This is a genomic window from Paraburkholderia sp. GAS206C (genome assembly GCF_050435645.1).
GTDB classification, from domain to species: Bacteria; Pseudomonadota; Gammaproteobacteria; order Burkholderiales; family Burkholderiaceae; genus Paraburkholderia; species Paraburkholderia phenazinium_B.
Genome location: NZ_JBNDKR010000013.1, coordinates 127,447 through 149,248 on the forward strand (window position 1 = coordinate 127,447; position 21,802 = coordinate 149,248).

Below are 21,802 nucleotides of genomic sequence, written 5' to 3' on the forward strand. Positions count from 1 at the left end.
AGTCGGGTTCAAGCTCGGATAGTAAACCACCCAGGCTCTTAAGGGACCTCCATGCATCTTTGAATTGCTGCGCCGCACGATAATGCAGCGCAGCATGTCGTGCGTCATTTTGACAAAGGGAAAACCCGTAAACAGTAAAGTGTGGGGTCCTTATTGACTGATTATCGGCTTAACGCTGATCGGGAAACCCCTAACATCGTGTGAGCATGGTTCGCGCTAGTCTTCTCGTCAGAGGAGGCAAACCATGAGACGCGTATTTAATATTGCAGTACTGATGCTCCTTGCGTATTTGACCGCAGGCCGGGCATTAACCCATGCGCAGGCTGGTGAAGAGGGCTCGATCTCCTGCGCGAAAGGCGCTGAGCTGGTCAGACTGGGCGCAATGGATAAGGGTTTCTCCGACGCGGCTTCCAGCGGACAAGGGCAGAATTTCCTGTCGAGTTGCCTTGTGACAGGCGAGGGACGCGTCAACAATCTCGTTGCACGCGACTAAACTAACTTAATTGGACGCTGCAAAAGCGCCAATTTAGGAACTGCATAAGAGGCACGATTAAAGGGCCTAATGCGACCTGTCTGTTGCGTCACAGCATTGTCACGTTTTAGCATCGACCATCTTTCGGCTCGAAATGTTGCGCTGCGCTAAAACAAATCCTCATGACGGCAATTGACCAGAATCTCGGCGACGCTCGCCGAGTTTGGCATTTCTATTGTGTTGGCAACGAGACGCGCGATGTCGTCCGGCTGTGTCATTGCCTCAGGCGGCAGATCTGCAATACCGGCTGCCATTTCCGTATTGACGAACCCTGGGCAAATCGCGGTAGCGCGGATTCCGTCGTCCCAACCGGCGCGCCGTACGGCGTGATTGAGAGCGATGATCGCGTGCTTCGACATCTGGTAGCCCGCATTGAGGTTCTTCACGCGTTTGCCCGACAGCGACGCAATCTGTATGACGCGCGCATTGCCTGCGCGGCGCAAATGCGGCAACGCTGCCTGAATCAGCCGAAACGGTGCCTTGACGTTGATATCAAGGGTCTCTTCGAGCAGCTCGTCCGTGCCGTCTTCGAGACTGATGGGCTTGCAGATTCCAGCGTTGCTGATTAGCACGTTAATGCCGCCGAACCGTTCGATAGTGGCATCGACCCAACGACGTCCCGCTTCCGGATCACGCGCTTCGTACTCGAAGACGAGGCTGTCGGCGTAGCTGTCGTTGAACCCCGCGGGGTTGCGCACGCCCAGCGACAACAGATAACCGCGCCGGTCCAGTTCGTCCGCTATTTCCCGGCCGATACCGCGGCTCGCGCCGGAAATCATCGCTACCTTCTGCATATGATCCTCCCTAGAAACCTGCATCGATGACGATTTTCGTGCCGTCGCTAAAGCGGTTCAAACGAAACGCGTGGGGATTGACCAATGGCGCATCGTTTGCCACGAGGTCGGCCATCAGCTTTCCCGCAGCCGGACCGATGCCGAAGCCGTGACCCGAAAAGCCGGTGCCGATAAACAGCCCGGGTACCTTGTCGACCCCCGAGATCACCGGAATGGCGTCGGGCGTGACGTCCATATAACCCGCCCAACGCTGCGCGATACGTGCGTGACTAAACTGCGGGAACACCTTGATGAACTCGTGCAGTCCCGCATCGACGTAGCGGACGATGGGTTCCGGATCGAGCGTGCGGACATGTTCGAACACCGAAGTCTGATCGAGCGCCCAATGCCGGGGGCGTCGCAGCTCGTCGAAGAAGCGCGCGCCGATCCCGATCCGCAATGCGCCCAGCTGGCTTTTCAATGCTTCGAGGTACTTGAAGAACAGGCGAAAGCAATCGGGCGTGAGGTCGGTGTAGGTACGGAATCCATAGGCCACGGTATATCCACCGTCCGCCCGCTTGCGGAACGCGAACTGCTTGTTGCTTGCGCTGGTGGTCGGGCCACCTTCCAGCGGATCGGTTCGTAGTACTGAGGCACGCACCAGCAATTGAGGCACATCGACATCCAGATTGCCGCAGAAGAGCCGCGACCACGCACCGCCAGCCACGACGACACTCTGGCAGCGGATCGTGCCGTGCTCGGTTACCACCGCGCTGACCCGCCCACCACTCGTTTCGATACCGCGTGCTGCGCAGGGCGTCAGAATCTTCACGCCGCGCTTACGCAAAGCATTGGCGATCGCCGGTGCAGCGCGTTGTGGTTCGGCGCGGGCATCGCCCGGTGTGTATAAGCCGCCTCTAAACGATTTCGCCGCGCCAGGAAGTAACGAGGCGACTGCCTTCGAATCGACCTCGAGCGTATCGAACGCATCCCCTGCGAGCGCGCGTGCATTCGCGAGCCACGTGCGATGACCCTCTATGACCTTTTCATCCTCGGTCATATAGAGAATGCCGCATTGGTTGAAGCCGGTCTCGATTCCAAGGGCACGGTCCAGGCCGCGCCATAGTTTCAGGCTTTCAATGCTCAGTTCGAATTCACGCATGTCGCGATGAGTGACACGCACCCAGCCCCAGTTGCGGCTCGACTGTTCTCCCGCGATATGCCCCTTCTCGCAGAGCGCTACCCGTAAGCCCTTTTCGCTCAGGTAGAGCGCGGTGCTCACGCCGATAATCCCGCCGCCGATCACGACGACATCGACTTCAGCCGGCGGCGTGGTATCGCTAGCGACAGTCTCGACTTGTGGTCCCATATAGGTTGCTGCCCAATAGATAGAGATTGTGTTTAGTGACGTGTTTCGGCGACGGCGGCCTCGCTTGCCGGTGCCTGGACAGATCTACGCTGCCTTCGAGTCATGAGCATGGTGCCCCGTGCTTTACCGCCTTGCCGTGGATTGGCATGGCGATTGGTCCAACGGTCGATATGATTGATTGCATGCGTGAGCGGTACTGTGATCAGCAGATACACGACACCGGCCGCGACTAGCGGCGAAAGATTCGCCGTATTGACCGAGGTGTTCTGCCCAATGGTGAACAGATCGCGCTGCGAGGTCAGCAGGCCGAGAAAATAGACGAGACTCGAGTCCTTGACGATCGAAATGAACTGGTTGGCAAGCGCCGGCAAGATACGGCGAATGCCTTGCGGCACGATCACATGCCGCATGCTGCTCCAATAGGTCATGCCAAGTGCCTGGCAGGCGGACAATTGCCCACGTCCCACGCTTTGAATGCCCGAGCGGAAAATCTCTGCAATGTAGGCCGACGAAATCAGGCCGAGCGCAACGATGGCGAGCGGATACGGGTTCGGACCGAAGATCGCAAGTCCGACCGGAGCCAGCCCCTGACCTACGAGCAGGATGACCAGCGCGGCCGGCAGGCCCCGAAACACGTCGATGAAGATCTGCGCCGGCAACATCAGCCAGCGCGTGTGCGAGACCGCCATCAGCGCGAGCACCATGCCCGCCATAATGCCCAGTACCGTCGAAAACAGCGACAGCACGAGCGTATTGACGAGGCCGGTGCAGAGCAATGAAGGCAACGACCCGATCAACAACGGCCAGTCGAGAAAGTTCTGCAAAAAGGCATTCATGGCGCGCTCCTGTTTTGAGCGTCGGCGGCGCGTTAGACGCCGCCCGGTTGCGTCGCAGTTACGGCCCGGCTAACTGCCGGTCTTCATTGCATACGGCGGCAGATTGGCCGGCTTCGGATAGCCCGGATGGAACTGCAGGTATAGCTTAAGCCAGGTGCCGTCGGCAACGAGTTCGTCAATGGTCTTGTTCAAGGCCGCTTCGAGCTTGGCGTTACCTTTGCGCACCGGAAAGCCGGCGGGCAGATTGACCGCCGAGATATCGAGCTTGTCGGCGATGTTCATCTGCGGATACTTGCCTTGCAGACCTTCGACGAGCGTCTTGTCGACGAAGTAGCCGTCAATATACTTGGAGCGTAGCGACAGGAAGCCTGCATTCAGATTCGGAAAGCGCACGATTTGCGCACCGGGCAGGTAGCTATCCGAATACGTATCTTCGATGGTGCCCTGCACGACGCCGATCCGTTTGTCCTTTACCGAGGCTGGGTCACTCGTGATCGGACTGCCAGGCAAGGTCGCGACGCTTAGCAGACCCGTCAGGTAGCCCTCGGAGAAATCGACCATCTTCAGGCGGTCTTTAGTGATCGAAATCGAACCGGCAGCAAGATCGATCTGCTGGTTCGCCACGCTTGGCAACAGGCCGCTAAAGTCTTGCGCACGGAAGTCCGCGGTAAGGCCGAGTTTTGCCGCAATGGCGCGCAGCAGTTCGACGTCGAAGCCGGTCATCTTGCCGTCGTCGATATACGAGTAGGGCTTGTTGTTTGCATCCACGCCGGCGACGAGCTTGCCGGGTGTCAGGGTGCCCACGTCCTCGGCATGCGCCTGGGTGAGCGCCGCGAATGAAAGAGGAACGACTATCGCAATGAGACGCAGAAAGTGGCGAAAGCGCATGATGTTTGCTCCGTCGAAAGGACCACCGATTGAAGGGTATTACAAAGAAGTCAACGCAATGTCCAGGTCTGTTTCAGGAGAGGGTGGCGCGTGCGCGACCGTTCCAGAGATCGTCGAGCTTGTAGAGCGCGGTGCCGACCGGCACCGCCCATCGGCTCGCCATGCCCGCCACGCTAAGCGGAAACTCGCCTTCGCCGAACGCGCCTGGGGCGGCGTCGAAGCCAAGGATGTGCCGCGCGGTGCGCTGCCCCAGATAGCTCATCAACGCGACGCCGTTGCCGTTGCAGCCGAGTGCGTAATGAATGCCGTCGTGCACGCCGATATGCGCCAGCTTGTCGCCGGTCATCGCAACGTAGCCTTTCCATGCATGCGTAATGCGCACGTCGCGCAGCGCCGGCCAGAGCTGGATCAGCTTGGCGTAGAGGAGCCTCGCGGCTGCGCGCTCGTCCACTTCGCGGATCGCCGGCCGCGAGCCGAAGATCATCCGGGTGCCGTCCGGCGAGGGGCGTGTATAGAACAGATTTCGCTTCGAATCACTAATCATTCGGCGTCCCGGATTGAGCGCATCCATCAGGCCCGCCGGCAGAGCGTCGGTCGCGATCTGATAACTCGCGACGGGCAAGACGCGCCGCGAGACGAACGGTAGCAAGCGTCCCGTATAGCCGTTGGTGGCCACCAGTACCTGCCTTGCTTCGATTTTCCCACGTACGGTATGCACGAGAAAATGCGCGCCACTGCGTTCGATTCGTTCTACTGCAGCGTGCGAATGCAGGCTGGCGCCACGGCGCCGGGCCAGTCCGCGCAGGGCACGATGGTATTTGGCCGTATGGAGGCCGCCATATTCGTCGACGAGAATGCCGCCGTAGTAGTAGTCCGAGCCAATGATCGAGCGTTGCTCGTCGCGCGACACGAGGTGCACCGTGACGCCGGTTTTCTCGCGCAACAGATCGCCTTGTTTGCGCAGGTGTTCGAAATGCCGCTCTGTGAAGGCACCGAAGAAGCGGCCGGTAATCTGCAAATCAGCGTCGAGCGCTTCGTCGGCAATCAGGCGTTGCAGATACTCGAAGCTCGCCGCCGATTCACGCATCAGACGCACGAGGCGCTCCGCGGAGACCCCGCGTATCGCATTGGTCAAAGCGAGCTTCTGTCCGCTCGACACCATCCCGCCGCTGCGGGTGCTGCCTCCCGCGCCGATCTCGGCCGAATCGAGCACCGCGACGCTCGCGCCGTCGCGCGCAGCTTGCGCGGCGGCAGACAGGCCGCAGTAGCCGCTGCCGACGATCACCAGGTCGACGCTATCCGGCAGCGGCTCGCGTGCCGTCTCGGGCGGCGCTGCGTCCCACCAGTAGGGCGCAAGCCGGAAGTCATCGTGGAAGAGCAGGGTGTCGGGTCGCATGGCCTCTTTGAAGTGACAAGCGTAGGAACCAGTCTAGGTTTGCGTCGATCATCCAGTCAAATACGGCCAAAAACGTCTGCTATTCAATTTTGATATGGCATGCTGATCCGGATCGAGGCTCAAAGGAGGGATCTATCCAATGAATCAGCGACAAATCGAGGCCTTCCGGCTGGTGATGCTGCGTGGTTCGATGACGGCGGCGGCCGCAGAACTGGGCACGTCGCAGCCGAGCATCAGCCGCCTGATTGCGGAGCTCGAGCAATCGACGGGGCTCGCCCTGTTCACACGTAACGGGGGGCGCATCCAGGCAACCGATGCGGGGAGCGCGTTTTACCGGGAGGTCGATCGAAGCTTCGTGGGGCTGGAGAAGCTCGTGAATTCCGCGCGCGAAATCCGGCAGTTCGGCACGGGGCGCCTGCGGCTCGTGGCGGCGCCGGTACTCGCGCTGTCGTTTGTGCCGATGGTGATCGAGCGCTTTCTGGCGGCGTATCCGCGCATCGCCGTTGCACTGGAAATGCGTAGTGAAGGGACCATCCAGCGCTGGGCGTCGTCTGCCTATTGCGACATCGGCTTTGCTACCACCACGCCCGATGCATTCGGTGTGACGAGCGCTGAGTTGTATCGCCTCGCCGGCGTGTGCGCGTTGCCGGCCGGGCACCCTCTTGCGGGCAAAAAGCGTATTCACGCGCGCGACCTCAGGGGCCAGCGTCTTGTCCTGTCCTCGTATGCGGACGATACGCGCTCGGCGGTCGATCGTGCCCTGCGTCAGGCAGAAGTCAACCAGGTGCCGACAATCGAAACCCCGTACGGCGCGACGATTTGCGCCATGGTGTCCCGCGGACTTGGGATTGGTGTGGTGAACCCGCTTGCCACGCTCGACACGAATCCGGAGCGGATCGTGTTCCGCCCGTTTTCGCCGGATGTGATGTTCAGGGGTTTTACCTTGCGTCCGCAATTGCAGCACATCAATCCTGTTGTGCAGGCTTTTCTCGACCTCGCTAACGAGACCATGGAGCGTTTCACCTAGAGCTTGCTGAAAGGCCTGCACGCTATAATCCAAGCGGTTATAGGAGCGCCAGGCATGAGCAATGAAAATCTTCCTCACGTTCTCGTGGTGGATGATGATCCCGCAATCAGAACGCTGATTGCGGACTATCTCCGCGAGAACGACATGCGGGTTGCGGCAGCAGCGAATGGCAAGGAAATGGCTGCGGCTCTTAAAGAGTTTGCGATCGATCTGATCGTGCTCGACTTGCGCATGCCGGGGGAAGACGGCATGCAGATCGCCCGGCGAGTGCGCGACCAGTCCTCGCTCCCCATCATCATCGTGTCCGGCAGGCTCGACGAAGCGGACCGCGTCATGGCGCTCGAACTGGGCGCCGACGACTACGTCACCAAGCCATTCAGCCCGCGCGAACTGCTCGCCCGAATCCGCACGGTCCTGCGCCGCACGGCCGCATCTCAGACCCTGATCGGTCGTCAACTCGACGTTCGCGCCTATCGGTTCGCCGGTTGGGAACTGAATATCGGCACCAGAAAATTGACGACGCCAGCCGGTGAACGCATTGAACTCACGAATGGCGAGTTCTCTCTGCTGAGTGCGTTTCTGTCGGCGCCGGGGCGGGTTTTGTCACGCGATCAGTTGCTCGAAGCAAGTCGTCTGTACGACGATGTTTTCGACCGTTCCATCGATGTGCAGATTCTGCGCCTGCGTCGCAAGATCGAGGAAGACGCGTCCACGCCGCAATTTATCAAAACCGAGCGGGGGGCCGGCTACGTCTTCGCCGTGCCAGTGGAAAAATTGAGTTCCGTTGCGCTGTAGCCTGCGCAACGCAAAGCTTCATTTCAAATGTAATAGAACGGCACAAAAGAGAAACAGCGCGGCAATTTCACGCGCTTTAAATAGCCCGGACTACCGTAACTCAAGCGACCCCGGTCAACCAATGATGGGGGCATCCGTCATGGCGCGTGGAAAGAACATTCTGGTTCTCGACGAGGATCCGTTCATGCATGAACTGGTCTCGCTGTGGCTGACGGATGCCGGATACGCTGTCTGCGATTCCGAGACGCTACACACGCTGCGAACCGAGGAACGCCACTCGTTTGCAGTCGTCATCGCCGACCTGAACTCGCCAAAGGTCGGCGCGGCGCAAGCGTTGCAGCAATTGCAGGCCCGCTTTCCAACCGCGTATATCATAGCGGTCTCCGGATATTTTCAGCCTGGACCCGGGACGGGCGCGGAGATGGCGCGACAGCTCGGCGTAGACCGCGTGCTGGCCAAGCCGTTTAGCTGCGAGCAGCTGGTCTCCGCGGTTGGCGGGCTGTTCCATGATGCTGAGGTCCGGTGAGTGTCCATCCTATCGCGAGAACCATGGCCGAGGCCGAGCCAACCAGACGTGTCATCAGCGGACCCTACCTGCACTGGGTCATTGCGATAGGTGCAGGCCTGATCGTCTTGCTGGTATGTGTGGCGTCCGGCTGGGATAGCTGGCGGGCGCGCCGCTTGACCCTCGCAGACAATGACCGTGAAGTGTCCAGCCTCGCGAGCGCGCTTGCCGAACAGACGGCCCGCTCGCTACAGGAGGTGGAGCTGATCCTGAGGCGCACATCGGTATGGGAGCGGGACCCGCGCAACCAGGTGGAAACGCCTGCGGAGAAAGCCGCTTTCCTTAGGCGCCAGATCGACGGCTTGCCACAGATTCGCGAGGTGACGATCGCCGACGAGAACGGCAACCGTATTGCCACTACGGTGCCACCCGCGAACTCGAGTCCGAATATCGCCAATCGTCAGTACTTCCAGGATTTGAGGAAATCGTCCGGAGAGGCGGTCGTGGTGAGCGAGCCGTTGCAAAGTCTCATTGACGGAACGCCGACGTTCGCCGTAGCGATTCGTCTGCAGGACGGGGAGGGCCGGTTTGTGGGTGTGGCGCGTGCGCTTGTCGAAGAGGAGTACTTTAGAGACTTCTATAAACGCATCGACCTGGGCGACGGGGCCGCTATCAAGCTGCTGCGCGATGGCGGCACGCCAATCGTCGAGTTTGCCGCCGAGCCTCAACGAAAGCTGCCCGCCGACGCGCTTGCCGCGACGCGTCAGGTTCCCGGGTTCCCTCTGCTAGTTGTCGTTTCACGTGACAAGTCGGTCGCTTTGGCCGACTGGCGCACAAGTTCGATCAATGCGGTGGTGCGCACCGGCTCGATCTCTGCCTTCGTCGCATTCCTTGCTTATGCGCTGATCCGCCAGATGCGCCGTCTGGAGGACGTGAACAATCGGCTTCGTTCGAGCGAGCGCCGCTGGCGAGCGGTATTCGAAAATGCGCCGCTGGGCGTTGTCGTATTGACCGCAGATGGCCGCTATGTGGCGACCAATCCAGCGTTCCAGCGGATGGTGGGTTACTCGGCGGCTCAGCTCGAAGAGGTGGGTGCGTTCGACATCACGTATCGCGAGGACGTCGCTTCGGCGCGCGAGTACGTCGCCAGACTGCTATCCGGCGTGCACGATACGGTCCGCTTTCAAACCCGCTTCACACATCTGGATGGGCGCGTGGTTTGGGCTGACGTCGGCATGGCGAGTGTTGCGGCTCATCGCCCGCATTCGCAACACCATCTTCCGCAAACCGACGACATGCTGATTGCGACGGTAGAAGACATTACCGCGCACCGCGAGGCCGAACACGAACGCGACCAGCTCGAGGAACAACTGAGGCAATCGCAGAAGCTCGAGGCGTTGGGCACATTCGCAGGAGGCATTGCTCACGACTTCAATAATATTCTCGGTGCGATTCTCGGCTATGGGGAACGGGCCTTCCACTCGTTGCCTGCCGGGAGCGACGAGCGTCGATACGTCCAGCAGGTTCTGAATGCCGGTAACCGGGCGCGGGCGCTCGTCGAGCGTATCTTGACCTTCAGTCGAAGCGGTATGGCCGCGCGCGTTCCCGTCGATGTTTTGCTTGCAGTCGCTGAGACCATCGAGTTGCTAAAGGCTCGCTTGCCCGACAACATCGAGCTCGATATCAGGCTCACTGAAAAGGATACCTACGTTGCTGGCGACGCCACGCACCTGCACCAGGTCGTCATGAATCTTTGCAGCAACGCGGTCCTGGCGATGCCGGCGGGCGGCACACTAGCAGTAACACTCGAAGATCAGCATCTGATATCTGCCAAAGCGTTATCGGACGGAATCGTAGGGCCTGGTGATTTCGTCAGGCTGAGCGTTAGCGATAGCGGCACAGGAATCCCGCATGAAGTACGCGGACGCATGTTCAATCCGTTCTTTACGACACGCAAGACCGGTGAGGGGACCGGACTCGGACTTTCGCTTGTCGACGGAATTGTGCGCGAGTATGGCGGCGGCATTGACGTTCACAGCGTGGTCGGGGAGGGCACGCGATTCGATATTTACCTTCCCGTCACTGCAGCGCCGCCGCCCGCCGTCGAGGATATTGCCGAAACGCTGCCCCGCGGTGAGGGGCAGGTGGTGCTGATCGTCGATGACGAAGATGCGCTGGTGACGCTTGCCGAGGAGGTGTTGGCCGAACTGGGTTATGAACCCGTGGGCTTCCGATCCAGTACCGCTGCATTGCGGGCGTTCGAAGACGATCCGGACCGCTTCGATGTGATCGTTACGGACCAGACCATGCCTGACCTGACAGGTCTTGAACTGGCGGCCCGCATTCGCGCGATTCGGAACACGCTGCCGGTTATTCTCTGCAGCGGTTACGGCAATCCGCTTCTCGAGAGCGAAGCGGCCAACGCCGGTGTCGCGGCGTTGCTACGAAAACCACTACGTTCGGACGAGTTGGCGCTTACGCTTCATCGAGTCCTTAGTCAGTGAGTGGCGCCTCAGCCCGGCAAGACGCTTAGCTGATAGCCATAGCAGTTCACCGTGTTGATATGAACCAGCGGCACATGCGTCTTCAGCTTGGACCTCAATCGCCAGATTAACGGACTGACACTGCTGGAAGTGACGATGTCTTTGCCGGGCCACGCATAGCGTATCAACTGCTCGTGAGGGACGGGGACATTGACCTGTCGCATCAGACATTCGAGTAACAGGTATTCGGTCTTTGTCAGGAGCAGGCGGCGCTCCCCACTCACCAGTTCACGCGTCATGGAATCAAGCCGGAGCGGCATCACGGCCTGCTGTTCGCCACGCGAGCGTGTCAGGGCGGCCCGGTGTAGTGCCTGCAGACGTTCATGCATTTCGATGAACGAGAACGGCCGGGCAAAACAGGCGTCGGCGCCAGCGCGTAACGCTGCGGTTCGCCCCTGAGCGGTGGCCCCTGCGAGAATGACGATCTGGATCGCAGTACGAGCAGCGGCCGAGAGCCTCGCTAGCGCCGAGTCCAGTTCAGAGTAGACGCCTGGGTCGTTGATCATCAGGATCACCGCGTCGAACGGCTCCAGCATGGCCCGCCGCACGCCCTGAACCACGTCGTGGGTGCGGCACAGGCTGTGGGTACTTTCGTGCAAGGCTTTATACAACCAGCTGGCCTCCGGATGCCGTGGAGAAACGAAAAGTATGCGCATGGTTCGGGACTCACTCGAGGTCTGTGTCCCGGAGAACCTTGCCGATGATCCGGTCATAGTCCGCGCTGAGAATTCGCTGCATAAGCGTGTGCCTGCTGCAAGTGGTGTCGAGTAACAGTTTCGCTGGCCCCGATTGCCGGTCTATTGCATGCGAGACGGGCTGTGTTACAGGTGTAACTGATGGGGTGAGTCGATTTGGGTTTTAATTCGGTTTTGGCAGGTATGAGTTGCTTGCGCAATCGCGCGGCATCGCATGCGAGATGAAAATCTTGCAATGTTGACGTCATACCCGTTAGCTCCGGGGCCGGTTTAATCTAAGGCCGTCTCCGTGCGTCCTGTCTTGGGGACGCGCGGCAGACCGCTGCGTCCCCGGTAAAACCCTCAACCTTGTGCAGGTCACTGTGAAGAATGCCACTTTGCGTCAACTCAAGACCTTTGAAACTGTCGCACGCCGCCTGAGTTTTTCCCGGGCGGCGAACGAGTTGAATCTGTCGCCGCCGGCGGTCTCGACGCAGATCAAGCATCTTGAGGAACATGCAGGCGTATCGCTGTTTGAGCAGCTTGGAAAGAAAATCTACCTCACACCCGCTGGTCAGGAAATGCTCCGCCATAGCCGCGCGATCATTCATTGTTTCCGTGAAGCTGAGGAAACCTTGGCAAAGATGAGAAGCCTCTCGGGTGGCAGTCTTAGCATTGGTGTGATCAGTACCGGCGGATATTTTCTTCCGCGATTGCTGGCGGAATTCTCGGCACAAAACAAAGCGGTCGAGCTGGATCTGACCGTGGAAAATCACGACGCGCTGCTTGGACGTCTGGAAGAGAATCGAATCGATCTCGCCATCATGGTAGGCGCGCCCGCGGATCATAAATTCGTTAGTACGCCGTTCGCGCCGCACGCGTTTCTGATTGTCGCTTCGCCGCGTCATCCACTTGCTGGCAAAGAAAACATCCGCCTGTCCGATCTGCGTAGCGAGCGGTTTATCGTTCGCGAGAAAGGTTCGGACACGTGGAATGCAATGCAACAGTGTTTCGACGGTCAAGTGCAGTTGAGCGAGCCGATGGAAATCCGCAACACGGAAGCGATCAAGCAAGCGGTGATGTCGGGAATGGGCGTCAGCTTCCTTTCTGCTCATACGGTTACGCTCGAATTGCGGGCAGGCATGCTGGCGGTGCTCGACGTCGCGGGTTTTCCGGTAGTGCAAAAGTGGCACGTGGTACACCGCCTGGACAAGCAACTTGCACCCGTCGCTCAAGCCTTCAAAACGTTTTTGAGCAAGGAAGGGGAGATGCAGACCAGTGAAATAGTGACTGCCGTCGACCACCACTAAGCTTGGTCTTTGCGAACGTCTAACGGCAGCATTGCGGGCCGTGTCGATCTACAGCGCTTAGGAGCAACCCTACTTATCGCATTTCCTGCGAGGACAATGGCGTGACGCGCGTCACGTTCTCAGCGAGCACAGATGATGTTCCTGTGCTCGCCGTGGTCGCGACCGGTGTCGGTGCGTCTGCTGATGTTTCTGTGTTCACGGCGTCCTTGAAGCCGCGAATCGCCGTGCCGAGATCTCCGCCTACTGTGCGAAGCTTCTTCGTTCCGAATACGAGCGAGACGATCAACGCAACGATTAGCCAATGCCAGATGCTTAGTGAGCCCATGATGGTTCCTTGATTAACCTTAAGACAGTGCCTGCTTCAGCAAGTCGAGATTCAGCGCGACGATCAGAATGGTGGCCAGCGCTGCGACGAGGATCGTAGATTTGCCGGCCGTGAATTTGCCCATTACGCTGCGGCGTGACGAAAGGACCACGAGTGCGACGAGCGGGATCGGCAGAAAGAAGCTGAGAGCGACCTGGCTGATGACCATTGCGTTGACAACATTGAAATGCAGGCCAATTACAAAGGCCGGCACCATGGTGACGATGCGGCGCGTCCAGACAGGAATTTTGAAGTCGACGAATCCCTGCATGATGACCTGACCGGCCATCGTGCCTACTACCGAGCTCGACATGCCTGATGCCATCAACGAGATCAGGAATACCGCGGCGGCGCCGACGCCAAGCAGGGGAATCAGCGAGTGATACGCCACGCTGATGTCCGAGATTCCGTCCGCGGAACGCGGGAACACCGCCGCCGACATCATCACCATCGCCAGATTGACGAAACCTGCAATGCCGAGCGCGATGAGGACCTCGCGGTTAGAGAACCACACCAGCCGGCGGCGTTCCTCGTCATTACGCGCAGGAGTCCTGTTTTGTGTCAGGCCAGAATGCAAAAACAACGTGTGCGGCATGATGGTTGCACCGATGATACCGACGGCAAGCGTGATCGCATTGCTTCCGTGCAGCCGCGGCACGATGCTGCCGATTATCGTTGCGTGCCAGTCGGGCGGAGCAATGAAGAGTTCGCAGACGTAGCTGAGCCCAATTACGGCGACCAGGGTGGCGATGACCAGTTCGAGTGGGCGAAAGCCTCCCCGGTCGAGCAGCAGGATAGCCATCGTCACTACAGCGGTGACGACCAGGCCGCAGAGCAGTGACACGTGAAACAGCAGTGAGACGCCCAGGGCGCCACCGAGAAATTCGGCAATGTCGGTCGCCATCGCGGCGATCTCCGAGCCGTACCACATTGCCTTCACGACGGGTTTCGGGAATTGCTCGCGGCACAGTTCCGCGAGATTTCGCCCTGTGACGATGCCCAGTTTGGCCGACATGGCCTGGAACAGCATGGCGACCACACTCGCCACGACGACGACCCACAATAACTCATACCCGCACGACGAACCCGCCTGGATATTGGTCGCAAAGTTACCCGGATCCATGTAGCCGACCGACGCAATGACGGCGGGGCCAACGAACGGCAGAAAAGCGCGTACACCTTTACGACGTCCGCTCAGCACATCGCGCACGGCTAGCTCGGTTTGCTGTGTCGCGCCAGACAGTGGTGCACCGCTCGGCTGGAGTATCTTGAGAAATGGAAGCATCGTCTTAACCTTGACCCACCGGAATTGAACGCAACGGCTAATGGAGCGCGACGTCGGTCGCCTACCCGCCTATGCCGGTCCTTTTGCGCCGCCCCGAACCGTTTATGTCCCGGGCGGCAACTCAGTACGACTTCTGTTGCAGCCGTTAAATCGGCAATATGTCGGGACGGTTATTGGGGAACCGCGCAAGCGTCTCGGCGGTGATGTTCAGATGCTCCATGACCATCTTCGGTGGGGTGTGCGTCAGCCAGTCGGACAGCGACACTTCGGCGAAGTGATCAGCCTTGAAGATCTCAAGGAAGATCAGGTCGGTGTTGCCCGTGTTCTGCACATAGTGGCCGAGGCTCTTCTTCACATAGCCGATGTCGCCGGCACGGAAATCGGCGGTGGCGGCCTTAGGACCCGTGTCGAACACGGTCATGCGTGCTTCGCCTTTAATGTAGTACTGCCATTCGTCTGCGTTCGGATGCCAGTGCAGTTCGCGCATGCCGCCCGGCTTGATCGTGACCAGGGCTGCGGCGACTGTGGTGGATGCATTGAAATTGCGACTGTCGGCGATCTGTACCATGCCGCCCTTGGTCAGCTTCGTCGGCGGCATATCGCTGAGCGAGAAGATGAACGGGTGAGCAGGCAGGCCTAGCGGGGAAGCCACCGCTCGTTGTGCGGCGTCCAGTGGACCCGGGTCTTCACCCTGGAAGATCCAGAGATTGTCGACCGGAATGTTCTTGAATGCGTCCGCGGGGACGTTGAAGTTGGCGGCGAGCACTTCTGGCGGCGTGTGGGCAATCCAGTCGGTCAGCAGTAGCGTGTTGAATTCCGATGCGCGGCCGTTGTCGAACGCGAGCAGGAATTCGGCGCCCGTCGGTCCCAGACCTTGCAGCGAGTGCGGAAGGCCGGGCGGGAAGTACCAGAGGTCACCGGTTTTCACGTCGGCCACTTGCGGACGGCCTTGTTCGTCGAGAATTGTAATCCGGCACTTGCCGTCGAGCATGATGGCCCATTCGGCTTGCTGGTGCCAGTGCATCTCGCGGATGCCGTTGGCGGCGAGGCGCATGTTGACGCCCGAAATATCTTCCGAAATGGCGAAGTCGTCCTGCGTGACCTCGCGAGCCCAACCGCCGTTCTGGTAGCGCTTGTGGGCATTGTTGAACGAGGCCCAGAAAAGCGGCATGCCATTGATATCGGTAGCCGGCGGATTCTGGAACGACGGGAACTGACCCGCCAGTGTCGGATTTTGCGGACCGGGGTCGTTCAGGCTCGTCGGGCTCTTTGCGTTGATTTGGCCTTCGGGTGGTCGATCGGGGTTGCCGAACGACGCGGCTTTAGCGGTGGCGGCTACACCGAGCGCTGCAGCCGAGGCTGCAGCGCCAACCAGAACTTTGCGTCGCGACAGGTCAGTCATGTTTCTTTACCTTCTGTGGTTTAACTTGAAAAATATACCGCCACAATTTCGTATTCCTATATAAAAGGAAATCGATTGAAATGTGTCGTCATTCAACAAAACAGGTTTCTGATTTACAGCGAGATTACATCTGGAAAACGACGGCCGGAGAGCAACGCGTTACGTCAATCTCTCCTTGGAGGCGATAGTAGTGGGGTGTTTGAAGATGCGACAGTAAAACTTTTGGAACGAAACGATAACCTGGGCGTTATCGTTTCTGGGTCTTGGACCTGCGGAATTTCGCAAGTGTCTGGCAGTTAACTTCCGCGAACGGTGGATTAATAGTTTTTTAGTTTCCGTTGCTGCACAGACCTGCTTTAGAACCGGTGACGGAAGCCTGCTACAAACAGTAACTGACGATTGTTTGCGGATGGTGTCACATTGAACATCGAAGCATTGAATGCCGGATTGCCACCGCCGCCGCTCACCGTCTGGTAGAGACTCTCCAGGTAGACATCGGTGCGACGGCTAAACTGGTAGTCGGCCTGTACGATCGCCTCGTGCCATTTGGGGCTAAGGCTTTCGGTCGACGAGTCGAAACGTCCATCAGTGTACGTATAGGATGCGGAAAGCGCTAAAGCGTGGGTGACGAAATAACGGCCGTTGATTTCGAAGTTGTTAAAGCGAAGCAGGCTGCCCACCAAGGGCGCGAGGTTGCCGCCTTGATAGACACTCGTCACGTCGTTGGTCGACGAATGGGTCCACACCAGTCCAATGGATGCCGGACCGAAGTCGTATTTTCCACCGAGCCCCCAGAGCTGCTGACTTCCGCCGGTGATGACGGCGTCGCTATCGTCGTTGGTGACAGCGCCGCTCGCGTTGACGTTAGCAGCGCCAGCCGAACGATTGATCTGGAGATAGCTGGCGACGAGAGAGACCGGTCCGTTGTCGTATTTGGCGCCCATGCTATAGGCGCGATCGTTCGAAAACTCGCCGGCCTCATTCGAGAAGCCATACATCGTGCCTACGGTCAGACCGCGATACGTCGGGCTTTCATATCTTACGGAGTTCTGGATGCTTTGATGCCGGATCATGTCGTCGTTGTCGAACGGGTGATCAGCAAGATTGCCGGCCCAGCCGAGACCTTCGGCGCTCAGCGCCGAGAGGTATTGGGACATAAAACTATACTGCCGTCCCGCTGTGATCGTGCCGTAGGTGTTCGAACTCAGGCCGACATAGGCCTGGCGGCCAAACAGGTCGCCCGAGTTGCTGAGCTTTCCGTTGGCGCTGGAGAAGCCATCTTCCAGCAGGAAGACGGCGGAAAGGCCGCCGCCCAGATCTTCCGAACCCCTCAGGCCCCAGCGTGTTCCGCTGATGCCGCCACTGTCCATTTCGATGCCGCTGTGACCGGGTGCGCCTGCGCCGCCGGTTGTCTGGTTGTTTGCATAGATCAGTGCGGTATCGACGATGCCGTAGAGGGTGACACTGCTTTGTGCATAGCTGGTTCCTGCCCAGGAGAGTAACAACGCCGCTGTGAGTAGCGACTTTCTCATGTTGATGATCATTTCGTTTGTCGTGATTGCGTGTGGGGAGACGTCGCGATCTATGGGGTCGGACAGATCGTGATATCGCTGCGTATATAACGAGGAGAAAAAATAAAGTGCGGCAGATCGCACCTTGATTCGCAGCTGAAGCGATATACCTCTCGTCGAGGCGACATCTTAGCGGCACGACTGCCGCTGGAACCGGTACAGTCGCCGGACTTGGCGAGGAGCACAGTTAGATCCTGACGGTTTTATTACGCGCTGTCGCGGCGCCCTGCGGTGGCTAAGTGCCAAGGCTCCCTTGCGAGCCGCTTAATGCTGAAAGCCCTTCCACGATCTCTTCAAACGACGGTCTTGCGGCCACCGTTGTGCTAAAACATGCGGCCTGCAGCCTTAACAAGGCAGCGAGAGTGTCCGGCTCCGCTTCACGTTCATCGATTCGCTCGATCAACTCTTCAAGCAGACAGCCAAACGCCCGCACTTCGATGCGCTCGAGCAAAGGAGCTAGTGTCCCGTCGTCTCTCGCATAGAACGACGCGGCGCCGAAGTCGCCCAATAAGGCTCTTCCCTGACCGCAATGCAGAATGTTGTGGGCATAAAGATCGCCATGCATGATGCCTCGCCGATGCAGATGACGGGCTGCTGAAGCAATGCCGCATGCAATGCTTAACGCCGAGGAGAAATCGAAGCGGGTGTCGTTGCTGTAAATATCGCGCGTACACGAATCGAGGCTGGGCGGACCAGCCAGGTTCCTGAATTGCGGATCGATCAACTCCATGACGAGGCCATCGCTCCCCGCTGGATGCTCTTTGAGCTTGCCGAGCACCGGAATCAGATTGGGATGAGCGCCTGCGTTGATGCAAGCCGCCATTTCGCAGTGGGGCAAGCCATCGCTGGTCACGTCGCCCTTAAAGAGCTTGACGGCCACATGGCGAGCGTCTTTTTCGTGTTTGCGATGCGCTGCGCGATGAATGACACCCGAGGCGCCTTCGCCGAGTTGATGATGCAATTCCAGCGCATCCCAGTGCACGTCCGCGATCGGCGTTTCTGTCAATGCTGCGGCTTCCAGTTTCGCGGTAAACGGATTGCCGGCATACGCCAGCCACGAGAGCCGAGGCAGTTTGAGCAACGCGGCTGGCAATTCCGCAAGCCGGTTCGCCGCGAGCCGGATCAGTTCGAGACGGGTACATGCGGTCAGTTCCGTCGGCAATGTCTGCAAGCGGTTCCCGGCCAGCATCAGCTTCTGCAGCTGCGAGCAGTTGCCGATTTCAGGCGGAAGCGTTTCGATTTCGTTGTCCGTCAAGATCAACCAACGGAGTGCGGGTGGCAACGATCGGCCCGACACCGTATGGATGCGGTTTGCCTTGAAGCCCACCATGCTTAACTGCTCGCACTGGCCGAGTACTTCGGGCAGCTCGGTGAACTGATTGTCCGAGCAGAAGATGATGCGCAGTTTTTTCAGGCGGGGTAGGTCATCGGGTAGCGACGAGAGCGCGTTGCCGGCGAGATCGAGAATTTCCAGTGTGTCCGCGAGATCCAGAATTTCGCGCGGAAATTCGTGGAGCCCGCAGGCCAGTTTCAGGCGTTGCGTACCGGTCAGTTGTCCCGCAAGCAATTGGTCGAGAGTCGTTGTCACTGTGATGGGCTGTGCGTGGAGCGCACCGGTAAGTTTTGATTTCGTAAGGAGCGATTTTACCGGCAAGGGCTTCCTGGTGGTGCGGCGCAACGTACGCGCGGTTATTCGCTCATCTATCGGTGTGCGGTCGGCTCGACAGCCGGGTAAGTCCCGATGACAGACGGGGGGCCGACGGTTTATGCATAAATTGAACGGTCATGCTTTTATTTACACAGCGAATGCTCACACGTATGATGGACTGAAAAAACGGACTCGTCTGCTTCGCGGAAGCCCATCTATATCAAGGAGACGCCTGATGCATGTGAAAGACCTGTTTCAACTGGAAGGCAAGGTGGCGCTGATTACCGGCGGCTCGCGCGGGCTCGGTTTGCAGATGGCCGAGGCGCTGGGAGAAATGGGCTGCCGCGTGGCGATCACCGCGCGCAAGGCCGACGAACTGGCAGAGGCGAAAGCGCATCTCGAAGGGCTCGGCATCGAAGTCCATACCATCGTCAACGACCTTGCGAAATTCGACAGGATTCCCGATCTTGTCAGCGAGGTGCTAGGGGTCTACGACCACATAGACATTCTCGTCAACAATGCCGGCGCAACGTGGGGCGCTCCTGCAGAGGACTATCCTGACGAGGCGTGGCACAAGGTCATGAACCTGAACATCAATGCGCCATTCTTTCTCGCACGCGAAGTCGGCAAGCGCAGCATGATTCCTCGCCGCTCCGGCAAGATCATCAACATTGCCTCGATAGCTGGCCTGAAGGGCGCGCCAGCCGGCATGAACACGATTGCCTATAACACCTCGAAGGCCGCGGCGATCAACTTCACGCGAGCGCTGGCTTCCGAATGGGGCCGGCACAACATTAACGTCAACGCCATCTGCCCGGGCTTTTTCCCCTCGAAGATGTCGGCGGGACTGCTCGCCACCATGAGCGAAGCCGTGATTGCGCAATCGCCGCTGCACCGGCTCGGCGGCGAGGAAGATCTGAAGGGTTCGGTGGTGTTTCTCGCGAGCGAGGCGTCGCGCCATATTACCGGCCAGCATCTGGCGGTAGATGGCGGCTCAAGCATCGTCTGACGACGAGCGCAGACAGGCAGACGCATACAAGAACATGAGGGCAGCAGATACCATGAATACGCTTCATCACGCGCACTGGCCGACTGGCGTGCCACTGCACCTGAGCTTGCCGGAAACCAGCCTGTTCTATAACGCCGAGGTCGCGGCAACCCGCTTTCCGGATAAGCCGTTCATCATCTTCTACGATACGCCGGTTACGTTTGCGGAGTTCAAAGATGAAACCGAACGGATCGCGGGTTTCCTGCAACAGGAGTGCGAAGTAAAGGCTGGCGACCGGGTTCTGCTCTACATGCAGAACAGTCCGCAATGGGTGCTTGCCTACTACGGCATCCTGCGAGCGAACGCGGTGGTTGTGCCAGTCAATCCGATGAACCTGACGGACGAGTTACGGCATTACGTGGAGGACAGCGGCGCGACGACCGCCATCGTCCCGCAATGCCTGTATCCACAGATCGAGCCTTTGCTGGGCGAGGCGCCAGGGCAGGGCCTGAAATATGCAATCGTCGCGACTTATAGCGACTACCTGAAACAGCCGTTGCCCATTACGCCTCCAGAGTTCGTCACTGCGCCGCGAAAATCCATCGAACGTCACGGTGTCACAGCATGGAGCACGGTGCTTGAACGTCGCCTGGCTCCAGGGCCGCTCACTGCCGGCCCAGACGATCTGTGCGTGATGCCATACACATCCGGCACCACGGGCAAGCCGAAAGGTTGCATGCACACGCATCGCAGTGTGATGAGTACGTCGGTGGGTGGTTGCGTGTGGTTTGGGGGATCGCAAGACAGCGTTCATCTGTCGGTATTGCCGATGTTTCATGTCACCGGCATGCAGGGCGGCATGAACGGTCCGTTGTATGCAGGCGCAACCATCGTCATATTGCCGCGCTGGGATCGCGACGCAGCGGCGCAATGCATGCAGCGCTATCGCGTTACCGCGTGGCAATCCATCTCGACGATGATGGTCGACTTTTTGTCCAATCCGAAGCTTGCTGAATACGATATTTCCAGCCTGAGCGGTACGCGCGGCGGCGGCGCCGCCATGCCGGAGGCGATTGCGCGCAAGCTCAAGACACTGACCGGCCTTGACTATGTAGAAGGCTACGGCATGTCGGAGACGATCGCCGGGACGCATATCAACCCGCCTCATCGTCCCAAACCGCAGTGCCTTGGCGTTCCTGTATTCGATCTCGATTCGCGGGTGATCGATCCGGCCACGCTGCAGGAAGTGGCGCGGGGCGAAACCGGCGAAATCGTCGTCAACGGACCGCAGATCATGCGGGGTTACTGGCGCAATCCCAAGGGGACGGCTGAGGCGTTTGTCGAGCTCGATGGCAAACGTTTTCTGCGCACTGGCGATCTGGGGCATATCGATGAAGACGGCTATTTCTTCATGACCGATCGCCTCAAGCGCATGATCAACGCATCCGGCTACAAGGTCTGGCCAGCCGAGGTGGAAGCGCTGATGTACCGGCACCCGGGCATTCATGAGGTGTGCGTGATCGGCGTGCAGGACGAGCGTCGTGGTGAAACGGTAAAGGCGCTGGTCGTGCCCGCCGCCGGTTATGCAGGAAAACTGACTGAGAGCGACATCATCGACTGGGCGCATGAACAGATGGCGTCGTACAAGGCGCCGCGGTTTGTCGAGTTCGTGACGTCGCTACCCAAATCGGGCAGCGGCAAGATCCTGTGGCGCAAACTGCAGGAAGAACACGCCGCGCGAGCGGCAGGAGGAAAAGCATGTTGAGCACCGCACTCGAAATTCCTGATGTCCGTCATCTGGTTTCACCGGAGGAGTGGCAGGTTCGTCTCGATCTCGCCGCCGCCTACCGGCTTGCGCGGCGTAATCCCGGGTACGATCTTTAGAGAAGGGCCAAC

At 59.1% G+C, this 21,802-nt stretch carries 20 protein-coding genes; 9 read left to right on the forward strand and 11 right to left on the reverse strand.

Annotated features, from left to right (window positions below):
• The first annotated feature begins 244 nt into the window (after positions 1–244).
• Positions 245–493 carry a hypothetical protein gene (locus P3T20_RS31940; protein WP_074267394.1) on the forward strand — a complete coding sequence of 83 codons (249 nt, stop codon included), beginning with the start codon at positions 245–247 and terminating at the stop codon, positions 491–493.
• 146 nt (positions 494–639) lie between these two features.
• On the opposite strand, the gene P3T20_RS31945 is transcribed toward P3T20_RS31940, so the two are convergent.
• The 5 genes from P3T20_RS31945 to P3T20_RS31965 all read right to left on the reverse strand — a co-directional run bounded on the left by P3T20_RS31945 (position 640) and on the right by P3T20_RS31965 (position 5,794).
• A complete protein-coding gene (locus P3T20_RS31945) occupies positions 640–1,326 on the reverse strand; it encodes an SDR family NAD(P)-dependent oxidoreductase (protein WP_429288912.1) in 687 nt (228 codons plus the stop codon).
• A 10-nt stretch (positions 1,327–1,336) separates the two neighbouring features.
• Positions 1,337–2,674 (reverse strand): NAD(P)/FAD-dependent oxidoreductase, encoded by a 1,338-nt coding sequence (locus P3T20_RS31950; protein ID WP_429288913.1) that lies wholly within the window; start codon positions 2,672–2,674, stop codon positions 1,337–1,339.
• A gap of 32 nt (positions 2,675–2,706) precedes the next feature.
• Positions 2,707–3,510: an amino acid ABC transporter permease gene (locus tag P3T20_RS31955; RefSeq protein ID WP_429288914.1), complete on the reverse strand. Its 804-nt coding sequence runs from the start codon at positions 3,508–3,510 to the stop codon at positions 2,707–2,709.
• A gap of 69 nt (positions 3,511–3,579) precedes the next feature.
• Positions 3,580–4,398, reverse strand: coding sequence for a substrate-binding periplasmic protein (locus tag P3T20_RS31960; protein ID WP_074267398.1), 819 nt, complete (start codon positions 4,396–4,398; stop codon positions 3,580–3,582).
• Between the two features lie 73 nt (positions 4,399–4,471).
• Complete coding sequence (locus tag P3T20_RS31965) at positions 4,472–5,794, reverse strand: NAD(P)/FAD-dependent oxidoreductase (protein ID WP_429288915.1); 1,323 nt, start codon at positions 5,792–5,794, stop codon at positions 4,472–4,474.
• A 139-nt stretch (positions 5,795–5,933) separates the two neighbouring features.
• On the opposite strand from P3T20_RS31965, the gene P3T20_RS31970 reads away from it, so the two are divergent.
• The 4 genes from P3T20_RS31970 to P3T20_RS31985 all read left to right on the forward strand — a co-directional run bounded on the left by P3T20_RS31970 (position 5,934) and on the right by P3T20_RS31985 (position 10,625).
• On the forward strand, positions 5,934–6,821 hold the full coding sequence (locus P3T20_RS31970; RefSeq protein ID WP_429288916.1) for a LysR substrate-binding domain-containing protein: 888 nt from the start codon (positions 5,934–5,936) through the stop codon (positions 6,819–6,821).
• Positions 6,822–6,875: 54 nt separating this feature from the next.
• A complete protein-coding gene (locus P3T20_RS31975) occupies positions 6,876–7,616 on the forward strand; it encodes a response regulator (protein ID WP_074267401.1) in 741 nt (246 codons plus the stop codon).
• A 139-nt stretch (positions 7,617–7,755) separates the two neighbouring features.
• Positions 7,756–8,142 (forward strand): response regulator, encoded by a 387-nt coding sequence (locus P3T20_RS31980; protein ID WP_429288917.1) that lies wholly within the window; start codon positions 7,756–7,758, stop codon positions 8,140–8,142.
• A gap of 23 nt (positions 8,143–8,165) precedes the next feature.
• Positions 8,166–10,625, forward strand: a complete 2,460-nt coding sequence (locus P3T20_RS31985; protein ID WP_429288918.1) for an ATP-binding protein — start codon at positions 8,166–8,168, stop codon at positions 10,623–10,625.
• An 8-nt stretch (positions 10,626–10,633) separates the two neighbouring features.
• Here P3T20_RS31985 and P3T20_RS31990 read toward each other — a convergent pair whose 3' ends face one another.
• A complete protein-coding gene (locus tag P3T20_RS31990) occupies positions 10,634–11,275 on the reverse strand; it encodes a response regulator transcription factor (protein ID WP_429288919.1) in 642 nt (213 codons plus the stop codon).
• 446 nt (positions 11,276–11,721) lie between these two features.
• Here P3T20_RS31990 and P3T20_RS31995 point away from each other — a divergent pair, with 446 nt between their 5' ends.
• Positions 11,722–12,648, forward strand: a complete 927-nt coding sequence (locus P3T20_RS31995; protein ID WP_429288920.1) for a LysR family transcriptional regulator — start codon at positions 11,722–11,724, stop codon at positions 12,646–12,648.
• Positions 12,649–12,721: 73 nt separating this feature from the next.
• Here P3T20_RS31995 and tatA read toward each other — a convergent pair whose 3' ends face one another.
• The 5 genes from tatA to P3T20_RS32020 all read right to left on the reverse strand — a co-directional run bounded on the left by tatA (position 12,722) and on the right by P3T20_RS32020 (position 18,858).
• On the reverse strand, positions 12,722–12,973 hold the full coding sequence (gene tatA / locus P3T20_RS32000; RefSeq protein ID WP_429288921.1) for a Sec-independent protein translocase subunit TatA: 252 nt from the start codon (positions 12,971–12,973) through the stop codon (positions 12,722–12,724).
• Positions 12,974–12,992: 19 nt separating this feature from the next.
• A complete protein-coding gene (locus P3T20_RS32005; protein WP_429288922.1) occupies positions 12,993–14,297 on the reverse strand; it encodes an Nramp family divalent metal transporter in 1,305 nt (434 codons plus the stop codon).
• Positions 14,298–14,442: 145 nt separating this feature from the next.
• Positions 14,443–15,699: an oxalate decarboxylase family bicupin gene (locus P3T20_RS32010; RefSeq protein ID WP_429288923.1), complete on the reverse strand. Its 1,257-nt coding sequence runs from the start codon at positions 15,697–15,699 to the stop codon at positions 14,443–14,445.
• Between the two features lie 356 nt (positions 15,700–16,055).
• Entirely contained in the window at positions 16,056–17,231 is a 1,176-nt protein-coding gene (locus P3T20_RS32015; protein ID WP_429288924.1) for a porin, read from the reverse strand.
• 274 nt (positions 17,232–17,505) lie between these two features.
• Entirely contained in the window at positions 17,506–18,858 is a 1,353-nt protein-coding gene (locus P3T20_RS32020) for a leucine-rich repeat-containing protein kinase family protein (protein ID WP_429288925.1), read from the reverse strand.
• Positions 18,859–19,153: 295 nt separating this feature from the next.
• Between P3T20_RS32020 and P3T20_RS32025 the strand changes: the two genes are divergently transcribed.
• Genes P3T20_RS32025 through P3T20_RS32035 form a run of 3 tightly spaced genes read left to right on the forward strand, consistent with a single transcriptional unit; the run spans position 19,154 to position 21,790 of the window.
• Positions 19,154–19,927, forward strand: a complete 774-nt coding sequence (locus P3T20_RS32025; protein WP_074267410.1) for an SDR family oxidoreductase — start codon at positions 19,154–19,156, stop codon at positions 19,925–19,927.
• A gap of 52 nt (positions 19,928–19,979) precedes the next feature.
• Entirely contained in the window at positions 19,980–21,671 is a 1,692-nt protein-coding gene (locus tag P3T20_RS32030) for a long-chain fatty acid--CoA ligase (RefSeq protein ID WP_429288926.1), read from the forward strand.
• On the forward strand, positions 21,665–21,790 hold the full coding sequence (locus tag P3T20_RS32035) for a hypothetical protein (RefSeq protein ID WP_429288927.1): 126 nt from the start codon (positions 21,665–21,667) through the stop codon (positions 21,788–21,790). Before P3T20_RS32030 ends, P3T20_RS32035 begins: the two co-directional genes overlap by 7 nt.
• The last annotated feature ends 12 nt before the right edge of the window (positions 21,791–21,802 follow it).

What these genes read in the sequence shown, in the direction of transcription:
- P3T20_RS31940 (WP_074267394.1), top strand. Translation starts at nt 245, where the DNA reads ATGAGACGCGTATTTAATATTGCAGTACTGATGCTCCTTGCGTATTTG.
- P3T20_RS31945 (WP_429288912.1), bottom strand. Translation starts at nt 1,326, where the DNA reads ATGCAGAAGGTAGCGATGATTTCCGGCGCGAGCCGCGGTATCGGCCGG.
- P3T20_RS31950 (WP_429288913.1), bottom strand. Translation starts at nt 2,674, where the DNA reads ATGGGACCACAAGTCGAGACTGTCGCTAGCGATACCACGCCGCCGGCT.
- P3T20_RS31955 (WP_429288914.1), bottom strand. Translation starts at nt 3,510, where the DNA reads ATGAATGCCTTTTTGCAGAACTTTCTCGACTGGCCGTTGTTGATCGGG.
- P3T20_RS31960 (WP_074267398.1), bottom strand. Translation starts at nt 4,398, where the DNA reads ATGCGCTTTCGCCACTTTCTGCGTCTCATTGCGATAGTCGTTCCTCTT.
- P3T20_RS31965 (WP_429288915.1), bottom strand. Translation starts at nt 5,794, where the DNA reads ATGCGACCCGACACCCTGCTCTTCCACGATGACTTCCGGCTTGCGCCC.
- P3T20_RS31970 (WP_429288916.1), top strand. Translation starts at nt 5,934, where the DNA reads ATGAATCAGCGACAAATCGAGGCCTTCCGGCTGGTGATGCTGCGTGGT.
- P3T20_RS31975 (WP_074267401.1), top strand. Translation starts at nt 6,876, where the DNA reads ATGAGCAATGAAAATCTTCCTCACGTTCTCGTGGTGGATGATGATCCC.
- P3T20_RS31980 (WP_429288917.1), top strand. Translation starts at nt 7,756, where the DNA reads ATGGCGCGTGGAAAGAACATTCTGGTTCTCGACGAGGATCCGTTCATG.
- P3T20_RS31985 (WP_429288918.1), top strand. Translation starts at nt 8,166, where the DNA reads ATGGCCGAGGCCGAGCCAACCAGACGTGTCATCAGCGGACCCTACCTG.
- tatA (WP_429288921.1), bottom strand. Translation starts at nt 12,973, where the DNA reads ATGGGCTCACTAAGCATCTGGCATTGGCTAATCGTTGCGTTGATCGTC.
- P3T20_RS32005 (WP_429288922.1), bottom strand. Translation starts at nt 14,297, where the DNA reads ATGCTTCCATTTCTCAAGATACTCCAGCCGAGCGGTGCACCACTGTCT.
- P3T20_RS32010 (WP_429288923.1), bottom strand. Translation starts at nt 15,699, where the DNA reads ATGACTGACCTGTCGCGACGCAAAGTTCTGGTTGGCGCTGCAGCCTCG.
- P3T20_RS32015 (WP_429288924.1), bottom strand. Translation starts at nt 17,231, where the DNA reads ATGAGAAAGTCGCTACTCACAGCGGCGTTGTTACTCTCCTGGGCAGGA.
- P3T20_RS32025 (WP_074267410.1), top strand. Translation starts at nt 19,154, where the DNA reads ATGCATGTGAAAGACCTGTTTCAACTGGAAGGCAAGGTGGCGCTGATT.
- P3T20_RS32030 (WP_429288926.1), top strand. Translation starts at nt 19,980, where the DNA reads ATGAATACGCTTCATCACGCGCACTGGCCGACTGGCGTGCCACTGCAC.
- P3T20_RS32035 (WP_429288927.1), top strand. Translation starts at nt 21,665, where the DNA reads ATGTTGAGCACCGCACTCGAAATTCCTGATGTCCGTCATCTGGTTTCA.